The 13,847-nt window shown below is 61.4% G+C and carries 12 protein-coding genes; 9 read left to right on the plus strand and 3 right to left on the minus strand.

Features of this window, described 5'->3' with window-relative positions:
• Nucleotides 1-46: 46 nt before the first annotated feature.
• Both KZ498_RS20270 and KZ498_RS20275 read right to left on the minus strand, forming a co-directional pair.
• Nucleotides 47-1,393 (minus strand): aminomethyl transferase family protein, encoded by a 1,347-nt coding sequence (locus tag KZ498_RS20270; protein ID WP_312621166.1) that lies wholly within the window; start codon nucleotides 1,391-1,393, stop codon nucleotides 47-49.
• A 477-nt stretch (nucleotides 1,394-1,870) separates the two neighbouring features.
• Complete coding sequence (locus tag KZ498_RS20275; RefSeq protein WP_312621167.1) at nucleotides 1,871-2,641, minus strand: IclR family transcriptional regulator; 771 nt, start codon at nucleotides 2,639-2,641, stop codon at nucleotides 1,871-1,873.
• A 198-nt stretch (nucleotides 2,642-2,839) separates the two neighbouring features.
• Here KZ498_RS20275 and KZ498_RS20280 point away from each other — a divergent pair, with 198 nt between their 5' ends.
• The 7 genes from KZ498_RS20280 to KZ498_RS20310 all read left to right on the plus strand — a co-directional run bounded on the left by KZ498_RS20280 (nucleotide 2,840) and on the right by KZ498_RS20310 (nucleotide 10,774).
• Complete coding sequence (locus KZ498_RS20280) at nucleotides 2,840-4,030, plus strand: extracellular solute-binding protein (protein ID WP_312621169.1); 1,191 nt, start codon at nucleotides 2,840-2,842, stop codon at nucleotides 4,028-4,030.
• A gap of 205 nt (nucleotides 4,031-4,235) precedes the next feature.
• Nucleotides 4,236-5,285 (plus strand): ABC transporter ATP-binding protein, encoded by a 1,050-nt coding sequence (locus KZ498_RS20285; RefSeq protein WP_312621171.1) that lies wholly within the window; start codon nucleotides 4,236-4,238, stop codon nucleotides 5,283-5,285.
• A 1-nt stretch (nucleotide 5,286) separates the two neighbouring features.
• A complete protein-coding gene (locus KZ498_RS20290; protein ID WP_312621172.1) occupies nucleotides 5,287-6,201 on the plus strand; it encodes an ABC transporter permease in 915 nt (304 codons plus the stop codon).
• Nucleotides 6,192-7,046, plus strand: coding sequence for an ABC transporter permease (locus KZ498_RS20295; protein WP_312621173.1), 855 nt, complete (start codon nucleotides 6,192-6,194; stop codon nucleotides 7,044-7,046). Before KZ498_RS20290 ends, KZ498_RS20295 begins: the two co-directional genes overlap by 10 nt.
• A gap of 57 nt (nucleotides 7,047-7,103) precedes the next feature.
• Complete coding sequence (locus tag KZ498_RS20300; RefSeq protein ID WP_312621174.1) at nucleotides 7,104-8,105, plus strand: ester cyclase; 1,002 nt, start codon at nucleotides 7,104-7,106, stop codon at nucleotides 8,103-8,105.
• A 193-nt stretch (nucleotides 8,106-8,298) separates the two neighbouring features.
• Entirely contained in the window at nucleotides 8,299-9,747 is a 1,449-nt protein-coding gene (aldA, locus tag KZ498_RS20305) for an aldehyde dehydrogenase (RefSeq protein ID WP_312621175.1), read from the plus strand.
• A gap of 121 nt (nucleotides 9,748-9,868) precedes the next feature.
• A complete protein-coding gene (locus tag KZ498_RS20310) occupies nucleotides 9,869-10,774 on the plus strand; it encodes an NAD(P)-dependent oxidoreductase (protein ID WP_312621178.1) in 906 nt (301 codons plus the stop codon).
• Here KZ498_RS20310 and KZ498_RS20315 read toward each other — a convergent pair whose 3' ends face one another.
• A complete protein-coding gene (locus tag KZ498_RS20315) occupies nucleotides 10,775-11,572 on the minus strand; it encodes an MBL fold metallo-hydrolase (protein WP_312621179.1) in 798 nt (265 codons plus the stop codon).
• Between the two features lie 116 nt (nucleotides 11,573-11,688).
• Between KZ498_RS20315 and KZ498_RS20320 the strand changes: the two genes are divergently transcribed.
• On the plus strand, nucleotides 11,689-12,684 hold the full coding sequence (locus tag KZ498_RS20320; RefSeq protein ID WP_312621181.1) for an ester cyclase: 996 nt from the start codon (nucleotides 11,689-11,691) through the stop codon (nucleotides 12,682-12,684).
• A 123-nt stretch (nucleotides 12,685-12,807) separates the two neighbouring features.
• Nucleotides 12,808-13,809, plus strand: coding sequence for an ester cyclase (locus tag KZ498_RS20325; RefSeq protein ID WP_312621182.1), 1,002 nt, complete (start codon nucleotides 12,808-12,810; stop codon nucleotides 13,807-13,809).
• Nucleotides 13,810-13,847 lie beyond the last annotated feature (38 nt).

The raw sequence follows: 13,847 nt of genomic DNA on the forward strand, positions 1-13,847 counted from the left end.
AATCCGGGCGCGGATGTCCACCGAGAACGGGAGAGGGAGGACCGCGCTATCGGGCGTCTTCGAGATACGGGCTGGGCGCGACGGTCGCGCTGATCTCTTTCTGTGCGTGGGGTTCGACCAGCGGGTTCGAGGATGCGCCGGGTTCGCCCCAGACCAGCGTCACCTCGGTGCCGGGTTCGGCGTGTTCGATGTCGATCGAACACAGCGAGATCATCTCCCGGTCCTCGTAGGAGTAGGCGAAGCTCTTGGACTGGCCGACCAGTTCGCCGTCGATGAGCACCTGGTCGTGCTGGGCACCCCAGCGGTCCCGGGGCAGGTCCATCACCTTGTAGAGGTCCCCATCCTGGAACAGCGACGCGAAGATTTCGATCACGTCCTCGTCGTCCCAGACCAGCGTGACCCGCTTCTGACGCGGGTTCTCGACTTCGTCTTCGAGGGTCTCGCGGCCGACGAAGTCGTGGTCGAAGCTGATCATGTGGGTGTAGCCGATATCGACCGGGCTGACGTAGTAGTCGCTGATGTCGTCCGATTCGAAGCTGCCCGCGACCGAGTAGGTGCCCTCGTAGCTGTCGGCGGGCAGCCACTCGCGGTAGTCGCGCATCTCTTCACCGGTGTAGATGGCGGGCACGTAGGTCGTCACCCAGCCGAGTTTGACGCTCAGCGGTTCGTAGGCCCGTGTACCCAGCCGTTTGATGCCGTGGTCCGCGCCGGCTTCGAGCAGGGCGTCCATGATCTCCTCGCCGTACTCGAAAGGACCCTGGAACTCGAAGCCCGGTTCACCCGCCATACCGTGCCGGAGCGCTCGCACGTTGTGGCCCGCGATGGTCACCCAGTCGAAGTTGAAAAACGGGATGTCCGGCAGGGGCTCCTCGGTTGCCTCCTCGACAACGTTCAGAGCGTTCGGGCCCTGGACCTGAAACGTGAAGAAGTGGGGATCGTCCGGGTTCTTCGAGGACTTGGGATAGATCGTTTCGGTCGCCTCGTAGTCTTCTGTCTCGAGGTTGTAGGCAAGCCAGTGGGCCGCAGGAACCTTCCCGCTCATGACGAAACGGTTCTCCTCGATGTGTTGGAGCACGCCGTCGCCGATATACTTCCCGTCGTGGTTGCACATGACGGCCTGCTTGGCCTTGCCCACGTCGAAGCCGTCGAAACTGTTAGTACAAAGATCCTCGAGCGCGTCGATAGCATCGGGCCCCTCGATGATCTGATCCATCTGGTGGTGTGAGAGGTCCGCGAGCACACAGGACTCACGCACTGCACGGAGTTCATCCATCCAATTGGAGTACTCTCGTTTGACCTCTCTGGGCCAGACCCAGCGACCACCAGCCTGTTGCAACATATCGACTGGACTCTCGGCTACATCTAGAGCGGCCTGTAGGCTTTGACCTGCCATAAACCCGTGATTAAACTCTACTTATATAAATTTTTGGTATGTTGCCCGTCCGACCCCCAGACAGCGGGCTGCTCGGACAACCGCGCCCGAGGCTTCCTCCCGGCGAATCGAGTCCGATGCGGCTCGATCACCGCCGCTTGCTCGTTTAACCATAGTAAACAGTCTGTGAGAGTGAGTGACACTGTTGCAATAGCTATTCTCACCACGTCTTTCACTGAACTGACTCGTTCGAACAGATGCGATTGCGATATTGTTCAATAGTAGTAAACAGATTGCACTACCCTGTGGGAGAGGGTGTTGTCTGTGGCCGCGAGCTAGCCTTTTCGGCAAGATAGATAACAGCCGTACGCTTGTTAGTATCAGCTCAGTGGGCGGTTGGGATCCGTTCATGATATATCATAACAGCAGTACACATGTTATGTGAGCATCCAAGAGCGCCACAGTAGATAATCGTGCCAGAATATGGATACTAGGGTGTCAGAGTCCACTCTCGGAGTACGTGAGTTTGAGTTCCATCTCGTTGGCGGCGCCTGTGACGATTTCAGGCAGTTCACGCTCGAAACGATCCCCGACGAACCGGTTTGCGGGGCCTGCGAGACTTATCGACCCGACAACGTGGTCCTCAATGGAAATTGGTGCTGCGACGGCGCGCATCCCTTTGACGGATTCTTGATGGGAGTAGGCGAAACCCCGTTCACGAATGGTTTCCAGTTCGTCCCGCAACGTTTCCGGTTCGACAATAGTCTGGTCGGTCAGTGCCTGGAACGATTCGACGTCTAGCAGGGTGTCGATTCGTTGCTGGGGGAGGTTAGCGAGAATCGCCTTCCCACTCGCAGTACAGTGGAGCCCCGATCGGTCGCCGATCGAGAGATCGGTCCGGATCGCTTGTGACCCTTCCGTCCCGTAGATATAGACCGCGTCGCCGCGCTCCTCCACGAAACAGGAGGCCAGTTCTCCGGTTGATTCGGCGAGCTCGTCCACCTTGTCTCGGACCCGGGGGAAGACCTGCTGGTTCCACAGTGCATGCATCCCGTACTTTAGAAACCGCAGACCGATCTTGTACTCGCCATCATCTTTCACGACAAGCCCGTTGGCGTGGAGTGTGTTCAGATACACCTGTGCAGTGCTTTTTGGCATCTCCCGCTCCGAAGCCAGTTCTGTCACCGTTGTCCCACCCCGGGTTTCGAGATGTTTAATTATCTTGAACACCGTATCGACCGATTTGAGCACGTTGTCGCTCTGTGCCATATCAACCCATACGAGAACGCCCCACAACAGTGTTTCTATTGTCCTATCCTTATCTATACTAATTCAGTATGCTTGAACACGCGAAAACGGTCTGTGCGTCGGTGGTGCGCGGGAAGTTTATCAGAGCCTGCGGGAATCGAGGTGGAATTGTACTCAGTGTCCAAAAGTTTCAAGTGTGATGAAGAACACTTAGGCTCCATGGGACTCTCTGACAGCCCTGTGACCAGACGGAAAGTAATCAAGTCGCTCGGCGTGGGTACCGGCGTTGCCGGTCTCGCGGGATGTTCAGGCAGCGATGGCGGTGATGGTGGGAGTTCGTCGACCAACAGCGGTACCTCGTCTAGTGATGGGGGCAGTGGCAGCGACTCGTCGGACGGGAGTTCCAGCAGCGGGAGCGACGTCGCGCTGCGCGTCGCCGGAGGAGGGGGTAGCTGGGGGGAGAACCGACGGAAGGCGTTCACCGAACCGTTCAAGAACGGCGAGATTGCGTGGGATACAAAGCACAAGGTCGAGTACACGTCCGCCGCATCGAACCAGTATTTTTCCGAACTGCAGCGGAGTCCGGAGCAGCCGGCGTACGACGCCATCGAACTCGACGGCCAGCGAGCCGCGATCCTCGGTGAGATTGATGCCATCCGGAAACAGACCGACATCGAAGGCTTCGACGACATCCCGGACGCATACAAGAACGAGTACATGGGCGGGACGGTCGCATTCCCCCGTGGTATCGCGGCGCGAACCGACATGACAGACAAAACCTTCGAGACGTGGGACGACCTCATCGACCCCGACCTCAAGGGGAAGGTCGGCTTCGAGCCGTGGGCGAACGCTGGCTCGAAGTACTTCTACGTTATCAACAAGAAAGAGGGTGGCACCCTCGACAACATTGAACCTGGTCTCGAGTGGATGCGCGAGTTCGTCGAAGTGACGGACCCGGTCATCTTCGACCAGATCGACCAGGCGCTGAAGCTCTTCCAGAACGGTGACATGGTCGTCGCCCCGTTCCTCTCGGCCCGTACGGAGAACCTCGAACTCGACGAGGGACTCGACATGGAGTTCACCGTGCCCGAAGCCGGTGCCCCGCTTGACTTCTGGGGCTACCCGATTACGAAGCACGTCAGCGACGCTCACAAGGCGGTTGCCGACGAGTACGCCCGTGGCTGTCTCCACCCCGAGGTACAGGCCACGTTCGCTGAAGTGATGGGCTACCCGCCCTGCGCACCTGGCGCCTCGGAGTACATCTCTGACGAAGCCAAGGAGAACCACCCGATGATGAACCCGAGCGACGAGCAGATCGAGCGCTACAACGTCGGTATCGACTGGGTGCAGGCTGCCAAACAGTCGAACGCGGACGGCGAGAAGTTCCGGAAGGTCCTCGCCGGCGGATAACACGGCTGCATAATCAGCGTATTGGCAGGTCGAACGCCCACCTCGATAAGATACCTTCACCCTTTGGTGGATTTCTCGCCATAGGTGTGGAGACGTTCTGCAGAAGGCTTCACGGACAATGACTACGCTGCGTGTCAGCAGCAACCGTGACTACTCTCCACAAAGTATAAATACCAATATCACAATTACCCGATAGAAACCGTAAATGGCGTCTGTCAGTATAACAAACCTTCGAAAAGAATACGACGACGTCGTTGCCGTCAACGACGTTTCGATAGACATTGAAGACGGCGAATTCGTATCGATATTAGGCCCGTCCGGATCGGGGAAGACGACGATGCTGAAGTCCATCGCGGGCTTTGTCGACCCAGAGGGAGGAAGCATCATGGTGGCCGACGAAGAGATGCTTGGCCTCCCACCGGAGGACAGGAACATGGGGCTCGTGTTTCAGCGACTGGCGCTATTCCCGCACATGTCCGTGTTCGACAACGTCGCGTTCGGACTCCGCCACCGCGAGAACCTGAGCGAGTCGGAGCTTGAGTCGCGCATCGAGGAGATCCTCGAGATCGTCTCGCTTCCGGGGTACGAAGACCGTAATATACAGAACCTCAGTGGCGGTGAACAGCAACGGGTCGCACTCGCTCGTGTGCTGGTACTCGAACCGGATCTGTTGCTCTACGACGAGCCGTTGTCGGACCTCGACCGCCAGTTGCGTGAGAAGATGCGTCGCGAGATCAGGGACTTGCACGATCGACTGGGCATCACGTCCATCTACGTTACCCACAACCAGCGCGAAGCGCTCACGCTGTCGGACCGCGTGCTGGTTCTCCACGAGGGTAAGAAGGTTCGGTGTGCCCCACCTTCGGAGATCTACAGCGAGCCACAGTCCTCGTTCTGTGCCGACTTCGTCGGTGACTCGAACTTCCTCGAGGGCACTATCGACCGGTCGAACGGCACGGCGAGCTTCCAGGACGACTCGGGAGCCTTTTCGCTCCCATTCACTGACGTCCCTGAAGACAACGCTCCGGGCGTTCTCTACATCCGCCCCGAAGACATCTTGCTCGACGAGGACGGGGGAGAGGGAGAATCGTTCGAAGGGACGATTAAGAGCACGGTCCACCTCGGTTCGGTCACCGAGTATCAGGTCGAAGTGGCGGGCACCGAGTTTCTGGTGACCGACCTCGGTGCGCCACAGTACAGCGAGGGCGAGACAGTAACAGTGCACTTCGATCACTACGGCCTCGTGGAGGCCTGAGATGATTAGCGGAATAACGGAGACGACTGACGACCTCTATACCCGCCTCACCGGGTCGGAATCGGTCAGGGACCGACTGGACGACTACCTGCCAGCGATCCCCACAGCGGCGTACCTGCTGGTGTTCCTGATTGTCCCTATCCTGTATGCGGTCTATATCAGCTTCTTCACGTACAGTCCGACACGGATCATCGAGTGGACATTCACTCTCTCGCACTACGAGAAGCTCCTGTTCGACTCCTTCTACCGCGGGCTGCTCTGGTACACGATCAAGCTATCGCTCATCGTCTCGGCCGCCTGCATTCTCGTCGGCTACCCGGTAGGGTACTTTATCGCCCGCACGACGCCGATGCGGCGACAACTCGCGCTGTTCGCCGTGTTCCTGCCGCTGATGGTCGGGACCGTCGTCCGAATCTACGGGTGGATCGTCCTCTTCTCGACCAACGGTATCATCAACAATATCCTGCAAGCGGTCCTGGGGACGAAACTCCAACTGCTGGGTAACACCATGTCTGTCACCATCGGTCTCGTGGGCGTCTACCTGCCGCTGGTCGTCCTTCCGGTGTACTCCTCGGTGGAGGATATCCCGGACTCGCTGGTGATGGCCGCGCGCAACCTTGGGGCGAACAGACTTGAGGCGTTCTTCAAGATCACGTTCCGCCTGAGTCTGCCTGGGCTGGTCACCGGCACGATATTCGTCTTCGTCCTCACGATGAACTCCATCGTCACGCCCGACCTGCTGGGTGGCCGTACCGACCTGACGATGGGCCTGCTGATATACGACCAGGCCATCTCCGGGGGTAACTGGCCATTCGCGAGTGCCATCGGGACTGTGCTCACGCTGTCGACCACTGCACTGGTGTACATCTACTTCAAGGTCATTCGTGACCGGATGGGGGTGGAAGAATGGGACTGATGACGCTGTTGACCGGGCGCAACTCGCGGTCGCTCTCGCCCGCGGCAGTCGCCGTCGGTCGAATGCTGTACTACGGACTGCTGTCGCTCGGCTTCGGCGTGCTGGTGTTGCCGATAGTGTTCGTCGTGGCGATCTCGTTCAGCCCGACCGAGTCGCAGGCGTTCCCGCCCAAAGGAATCTCCTTCCGCTGGTTCAACGAGTTCTTCGCGAGCTCGTTCTTCGAGGCGTTCTTTTTCGTGAGCCTGCCCATCGCCCTCGCGGCGGGGCTGGTAGCGACGATTCTCGGCGTGAGTGCGGCGTACGTCGTTGCACGGCGCGAGATCCCCTTTGAGAACGAGGCCGTGATGTACTTCATCTTGCCGTTGATCATCCCGCCGGCGATCATCGCGCTCTCGATCCTGATCGTGCTCGACGCCAACGCATTCACATTTATCCCACAGTTCATCAAGATCGTCGTCGGCCACGTCGTAATCACCATCCCGTACACGTTCCTCACGTCGATGACCGCGCTCCAGTCGCTCGATGACGAACTCGAAGAAGCGGCCCGGAACCTCGGGGCCTCGCGGTTCCAGACGTTCACCAAGGTGACGCTGCCGCTGATTCGGAGCGGAGTCGTCTCCGGGTTCCTGCTCGCGTTCATCCTCTCCTTTACCGACTCGGTCATCTCGCTGTTCCTCTCCGGACGAAACACCACGACGCTCCCCGTCGAGATCTTCACCTTCCTCCAGTACGACTCCTCGCCGCTCATCGCGGCGACAGCGACGATCCAGATCCTGCTGGTGCTCGTGCTCGTGCTGATCATCGGTCGTCTGGTCGGCTTCCGCGCCGCCGCCGCTGACCTCTAACTCCCCGCCAGACAGCTTTTTAATCGAAGCGTCCGAACCGGAACGAGGGTAAGTACCATGGCAAGCGTACGACCGACGCGACGTATCCACGAGTTCGCACAGTCGATCAACGGGACGACCCACGGGACGCTCCCGACGTTCACCGAGGAGTACTACCACCCCAACGTCGAGTGGTACGGTCCGGCCCCGGTCGGTGAGTTGTCGGGTCGGCGGGCCGTCCGGGAGGGGTTCTGGGAGCCGCTCCTCACCGCCTTCCCGGACCTGGAACGGACGGACTACATGCTCTTCGGTGGGACGTTCGAGGGCGAGGAGTGGGTCGCCGCCGCCGGGCGGTTTGTGGGTACCTTCGAGGCGGAGTGGCTGGGTATCCCCGCGACCGGTCACGCCACCTGGATACAGTACGGGGCGCTCTACCGGGTGGTGGACGGTCGGATTGCCGAGACGCGGGTACTGTTCGACGTGCTCGACGTCCTCCGGCAGGCCGGCTATCGCGCCGTCCCGTCGCTCGCGCCCGAAGTCGTCACACCGGGGCCGTCGACGAGGGACGGCGTCGTGCTCGACGACGGGAGCGACGACGGAACCGAGCAGACCCTCCGACTGGTGGAGGACATGATATTCGACGGGCTGGGGGCGTACGACGGCGAGGACCTGGACAGCATGCGGATGGAGGAGTACTGGCACGAGGACTTCATGTGGTACGGGCCAGCCGGTATCGGCACCACCCGCGGCATCGACGGCTTCCAAGAGTTCCACCAGGGGCCGTGGCTGAAAGCGTTCCCCGACCGCGGCACCGGCGGGGACGCCGTCCGAGTGGCCCAGGACGACTACTGTGCGTGGACGGCGTGGCCGAGCGGCGAGGCGACGCACCTTGGGGACGGCCTGATGGGCCTCCCCGCGACGGGGGAGACAGTCACCTTCCGTGTTATCGATCTCTGGCGCCGCGAGGGCCATCTACTGAGGGAGAACTGGGTGTTCATCGATATGATCGACCTGCTGGATCAGTTGGGCGTCGACGTCTTCGAACGGTTGGACGCGCACCCGGCGTCGATCCAGCGCTGACCCGACACCGATCCGACGGTGATTCGACACCGTTCCGGCGGTGCACCGACACAGGTCCGCGGGACAGTGTGCGGTCGACGGAGCGATGGGGTGCGAACACGACTGCAACTGGACGGAGTGAGTGGGAACCGACCGAAGGGGATCTACGGACGACGGCCAGATATTTATCTACGCGTTCAGATATACAGGTAGTATGGCAGTAGACCCGAGCGTCACCCCCCTCTACATCGATGGGGAGTGGCACGAATCCGAGGGCGACGAAGCGATTCCGGTGATCAACCCGACGACCGAGGAGACCATCGCGGAAGTTCCGAGCGCGACCGACGAGGAACTCAAGCGCGCGACCGCCGCGGCCCGCGCGGCACAGGACGACTGGGCGGCCCGCCCGGCAAAGGAACGGGGCGACCTGCTCCGGGAGGTCGCCGACGTGATCGAGGCCCAGGCCGACGATCTGGCCGAGACGCTCGTCGCAGAGCAGGGTAAGACCATCTCCATCGCTAAATACGAGATCGAAGCCTCCGCCGACATCGCCCGCTACAACGCCGAGTGGGACCGCCGTATCGAGGGCGACGTGGTACCGGGGAGCACGCGCCGCCAAGAGATCGACCTCCTGCGGAAGCCCTACGGCGTCGTCGCGGGCATCATCCCCTGGAATTTCCCCATCTCGGTGTTCGTCCGGAAGTTCGCGCCCGCGCTGGTGGCCGGCAACACTGCTGTCATCAAGCCCAGCGAACTCACGCCGCTGACGACGCTCGCTCTCATGGACGTCATCCAGCGCGAGCTCGACCTCCCGGATGGCGTGCTCAACGTTGTCACTGGGGGCGGCCGCGTCGGCGCGGGCCTGGTCAAAGACGAAGCGGTCGACTACGTCACCATGACCGGAAACGTCGACACCGGGAAGGCGATCATGCGCGACGCGGCCGACGACCTGACCCAGGTGGCGCTGGAACTGGGCGGCAAGGCCCCGGCCATCGTCACCGCGGACGCCGACATCGACAGCGCCGTTGAACACATCGTCGGCTCCCGTACCATCAACGCCGGTCAGGTCTGTACCTGTGTCGAGCGCATCTACGTCCACGAGGACGTGTCCGCGGAGTTCGAGTCCGAGTTCGTCGACGCGATGGCCGACGTAGAGTTCGGCGACCCGATGGCCGACCCCGATATGGGTCCACAGATCAGCCAGGGTGAGCTAGACAAGACCCACGCCGCCATCGAGGGGGCGCTCGAACAGGGCGCCGAGGTCGCCACCGGCGGCATCGATATCGAGGACCCGCCCGCAGAGTCGGGCTACTGGGTCCAGCCCACTGTCCTGACGAACGTCGACCAGTCGATGGACGTCATCCACGATGAGGTGTTCGGTCCCGTCGCCCCCATCGTCGAGGTCGAATCCGTCGAGCAGGCCGTCGAGTACGCCAACGATTCCCGGTACGGCCTCTCCTCGTACGTATTCTCCAACAGCTACAGCGACGCCATGCAGATTGTCCACGACCTGGACTTCGGCGAGACGTTCGTCAACGGCAGCGGCGGTGCCCAGCAGGGCCACCACATCGGCTGGAACGAGTCGGGCCTGGGCGGCGAGGACGGGAAGCACGGCGCGTTCAAATACACCCAGCTGAAATCCGTCTATCACAACTTCGACTAGAACCGATTTGCGGTTTCCCAGCCCCCCGGAGGACCGTTCGTACCCGCCGACTCCTCGTTTCTCTCACCGACACCTGAACCCCGGTCGTTAATTATAATAGCTGCTGGCTGGACGTTCGCGTATGGTCGAAACAACTGCAGGAGTCGTCGGACTCGGCAAGATGGGCGGCAACATGGCAAAGCACCTGCTTGACGAGGGTTTTACCGTCTACGGGCACGATATCGTGCCCGAGGCGCGCGAAGCGTTCTCCGACTACGGCGGCACCGTCACTGACACCGCACGCGACGTAGCCCGGGAGGCCGACGTGACGATAACGAGCCTTCCCAACTCCGATATCGTCGAGGACGCCTACACCGGCGAGGGCGGCCTGGCCCACGAGTCCGTCGAAACCATCTTCTTGGAGATGAGTACCATCGCGCCGCCGACCACGGAAGTGCTGGCAGAGGCGGTCGCCGAGACGCCCGCTGAGATTCTGGACGCCCCGATCACGGGCGGGCCCGAAAACTCCAGGGAAGGAACCCTTACTGGCCTGGTCGGCGGCCCCGAGGAGATCTACGAGTCCGACTCCGCACAGGCCGTACTGGGGGCACTCTGTGCAGAGAAGCACTACGCGGGTGACTCGGGCGCGGGCCACGCGATGAAATTACTCAACAACACGATGTCGATGGGCAATCTCATGCTCGCGATGGAGACGGTCGCGCTGGGCGCCCGATACGGCATCGACGGCGAACGCCTCTGGGACATTTTGGGCAACGCCTCGGCGACGTCGGTGGCCTTCGAGAGCCGAATGCCCCGCGTGCTCGACCGGGACTTCGATGCGGGCTTTACAGTCGACTTCGCCCGCAAAGACATCGGGCTGGCCGTCGACATGGCCGACGCGGAGGACTTCCCGATGGTGATGGGTGGGCTGGTCCACCGGCTGTATACCCAGGCCAGTGACGAAGGGTTCGGCGAGGAAGACGTCGGCGCCGTCGTCAAGATGTTCGAGGACGAACTGGAAGACAGAGTCGAGTCGGCGGACGAGTAACTACTCTTCGTCGAGGCGGCTGTACAGAGCGTCGGCCTCGATGGTGTTGCGGTCGTTCGCGTGGATGGACTGGCCGGGGCCGCTGAAATTCGACTCGAAGTTGACGTAGCGTTCGAGCTTTTCGCTCGCGTTCTCGAACACCGGGCTGCCGTGGTTGAGCAAGGCCACCTCGAACTCGTAGTCGAGCAGGCGCTCCAGGTTCTTCTCTGCCGCGACTGCCGACTCGGGGGGCTGGTTCGTGTGGGTGGCTTGGGGCGGATGCAACAGGTAGCCCTTCGGGAGCCCGCGCCGGTCCGAGCCACAGACGGTGTCGGCCATGTGGGCGATGCCGGCCTCCTCGTCGACGAACACGGAGTTACCCGGCGAGTGACCGGGGACGTGGACGACCTCCCAGCGGCCGATGGTCTCGCCACCGGTAAAGAGGTGGTCGGGCTCTGTCTGGATGTCGATGCCGTAGTCGTCTATTTCAGTGACGTTGTCGGCTTCGTGGACCCACGTCTCGGGGTCATAGCGGTCGACGACCGCTTCGAAGGCACCGACGTGGTCCAGGTGTCGGTGGGAGATGAGCAGACGCTCTGGTTCGACGCCGATCTGTTCGATCCCCTCAAAGAGGTACTCGACGCGGTTCTGGAAGCAGGTGTCGACCAGCGTCGGCACGTCGCCGGGCAGGTCGAAGAAGTAGGTTCGGTGGCGCTCGCCTTTGGTGATGTCGGGCCCCTCGTCGGCTGCCTGCCAAGTGATGTCGTAGACGGTATTCCCGATATCGAGTTCTCTGACGACCGGTGAGCTGTCAGCCATAGACGGTGCAAGTCGGGCCGCATATAAATATATACCGTCAGTCCGGCGGCGTCTCGCCATCCGAACATATGATTTAGGTACCCCCCGGGTGAAGAATTGATTATTGGACGTACACGATGTCCACAATCACTGACAAGGAGCGCATTCACGCGCTCTCACAGACCGTTCACGACACGACACCGGAGACTGTCGAGGAGTTCATCTCCGAGCATTACCAGGACGACGCCGTCGTGCGGTGTCCCGCACCGATGGACGACTGCGAGGGAACCGAGGCGATCGCCCAAGGGCTTTGGGAGCCGCTGCTCACGGCATTTCCTGACCTCCAGCGAAACGACTACATCCTGCTGGGCAACGAGTGCGACGGTGAGGAGTGGGTCGCCGCGACCGGCGACCTCGTCGGCACCTTTGAACACGAGTGGCTCGACATCCCTCCGACAGAGCAGGCGACTTTCCTCCGGTTCGGCGAGTTCCACCGCTTCGAAGACGGCCAGATCGCCGAGACGCGACTGCAGATCGACATGCTGGACGTCTTACGCCAGGCCGGCTATACCCTCTTCCCGTCGCTGGCTCCAGAGATCACGATTCCCGGCCCCGCGACCCACGACGGCGTCATGCTGGACGACCGGGACCCCACGGAGTCCGAACAGACCCTCCAGCTCGTTGAGGACATGATCTTCGAGGGGCTGGGCTCCTTCGAGGAGGAAGGACTCTACGGTATGGGGCTCGACGAGTACTGGCACGAGGACTTCATGTGGTACGGGCCGGCCGGCATCGGCACGACTCGCGGAATCGACGGTTTTCAGGAGTACCACCAGGGGCCCTTCCTCGAAGCGTTCCCGGATCGCTGGTCCGACGAGGACGACGTCCGGTTCGCCGAGGACACCTACGCAGCCTGGCATGGCTGGCCGAGTATGTTTGCCACTCACACGGGCGACGGCTGGCTAGGGTTACCAGCGACCGGCGAAGACGTCACCATGCGGGTGATGGACTTCTGGCGCCGCGAGGAGGATCGGCTGGCAGAGAACTGGGTGTTCATCGACATGATTGACCTGCTGGACCAGATCGGCGTCGACGTCTTCGGGCGCATCCGGAACGACAGCCAGTATTTCTGATGGGTCGACAGTCAACCGGCGCGGGGGACACGACTCGGAGACCGACGTCTCTGTGGCGGCGGGAGCGCAACACCGGTAGGGTTTTTTCGGTTGGTACCCAGCCTCGATACATGGGTGAGTCCAATGAGCACACGTAGAGCAGAGTATAAGCAATCGGTCCACGAGTTTTCCGAATCCATTCGGGACGCCACGCCCGAGTCGGTCGGAGACCTGCTCGCCGAGCACTACCGCGACGATACCATCTTTCACGGCCCGGCTCCGATAGACCGGCTTGAGGGACGAGCAGCGATCGAATCCGAACTCTGGAAGCCGCTGCTGACGGCGTTCCCGGACCTAGAAAAGAACGATTACATCCTGTTCGGCGGGGAGTTCGAAGGCGAGGAGTGGGTCTGTGCGACCGGGAATCTCGTCGGGACGTTCGAAAACGAGTGGCTGGAGGTCCCGCCGACGGGCCATGCGACATGGCTGCGTTACGGCGAGTTCCACCGGTTCGAAGACGGGAAAATCGCAGAGACGCGACTCCTGATCGACATCCTAGACGTCTTACGCCAGGCCGGCTATACCCTCTTCCCGTCGTTGGCCCCCGAAGTCGTGATTCCTGGCCCGACCACGCAGGACGGCGTCCTGCTGGACGAGCAGGACGTGGCCGAATCCGCGAAGACCATGGACTTGGTCGAGGGAATGCTCTTCGACGGACTGAACTCGTACGAGGAAGCGGGCCTCGACGGGATGGGCATGGCGGAGTACTGGCACGAGGATTTCGGATGGTACGGTCCGGCGGGCATCGGAACGACCCGTGGAATCGACGGTTTCCAGGACTTCCACCAGGGCCCCTTCCTCGACGCCTTCCCCGACCGAGAGGTCGGCTATCACGACGCACGTCTTGCCGAAGGAAACTACTGTGCGTCAACGGGCTGGCCAGCCGTCGTCGGCACGCACCTTGGGGATGGGTGGTTGGGACTTCCAGCAACGGGCAACGCTGTAGATATGCGCGTCATCGACGTCTGGCGTCGGGAGGGTGAGCTACTGGCCGAGAACTGGGTGTTCATCGACATGATCGACCTGTTGGACCAGATCGGCGTCGACGTCTTCGAGCGCATCCGGAACGACAGCCAGCACTTCTAATCTGTCGGCAGTTCTCTCGGATCAATCGTCCTCACTTC

It is taken from the genome of Haloarcula sp. 1CSR25-25, assembly GCF_032027985.1.
Taxonomy (GTDB): domain Archaea; phylum Halobacteriota; class Halobacteria; order Halobacteriales; family Haloarculaceae; genus Haloarcula.

Excerpts from the sequence above, each read along its gene's own strand:
- KZ498_RS20270 (WP_312621166.1), bottom strand. The coding sequence starts at position 1,393 with ATGGCAGGTCAAAGCCTACAGGCCGCTCTAGATGTAGCCGAGAGTCCA.
- KZ498_RS20275 (WP_312621167.1), bottom strand. The coding sequence starts at position 2,641 with ATGGCACAGAGCGACAACGTGCTCAAATCGGTCGATACGGTGTTCAAG.
- KZ498_RS20280 (WP_312621169.1), top strand. The coding sequence starts at position 2,840 with ATGGGACTCTCTGACAGCCCTGTGACCAGACGGAAAGTAATCAAGTCG.
- KZ498_RS20285 (WP_312621171.1), top strand. The coding sequence starts at position 4,236 with ATGGCGTCTGTCAGTATAACAAACCTTCGAAAAGAATACGACGACGTC.
- KZ498_RS20290 (WP_312621172.1), top strand. The coding sequence starts at position 5,287 with ATGATTAGCGGAATAACGGAGACGACTGACGACCTCTATACCCGCCTC.
- KZ498_RS20295 (WP_312621173.1), top strand. The coding sequence starts at position 6,192 with ATGGGACTGATGACGCTGTTGACCGGGCGCAACTCGCGGTCGCTCTCG.
- KZ498_RS20300 (WP_312621174.1), top strand. The coding sequence starts at position 7,104 with ATGGCAAGCGTACGACCGACGCGACGTATCCACGAGTTCGCACAGTCG.
- aldA (WP_312621175.1), top strand. The coding sequence starts at position 8,299 with ATGGCAGTAGACCCGAGCGTCACCCCCCTCTACATCGATGGGGAGTGG.
- KZ498_RS20310 (WP_312621178.1), top strand. The coding sequence starts at position 9,869 with ATGGTCGAAACAACTGCAGGAGTCGTCGGACTCGGCAAGATGGGCGGC.
- KZ498_RS20315 (WP_312621179.1), bottom strand. The coding sequence starts at position 11,572 with ATGGCTGACAGCTCACCGGTCGTCAGAGAACTCGATATCGGGAATACC.
- KZ498_RS20320 (WP_312621181.1), top strand. The coding sequence starts at position 11,689 with ATGTCCACAATCACTGACAAGGAGCGCATTCACGCGCTCTCACAGACC.
- KZ498_RS20325 (WP_312621182.1), top strand. The coding sequence starts at position 12,808 with ATGAGCACACGTAGAGCAGAGTATAAGCAATCGGTCCACGAGTTTTCC.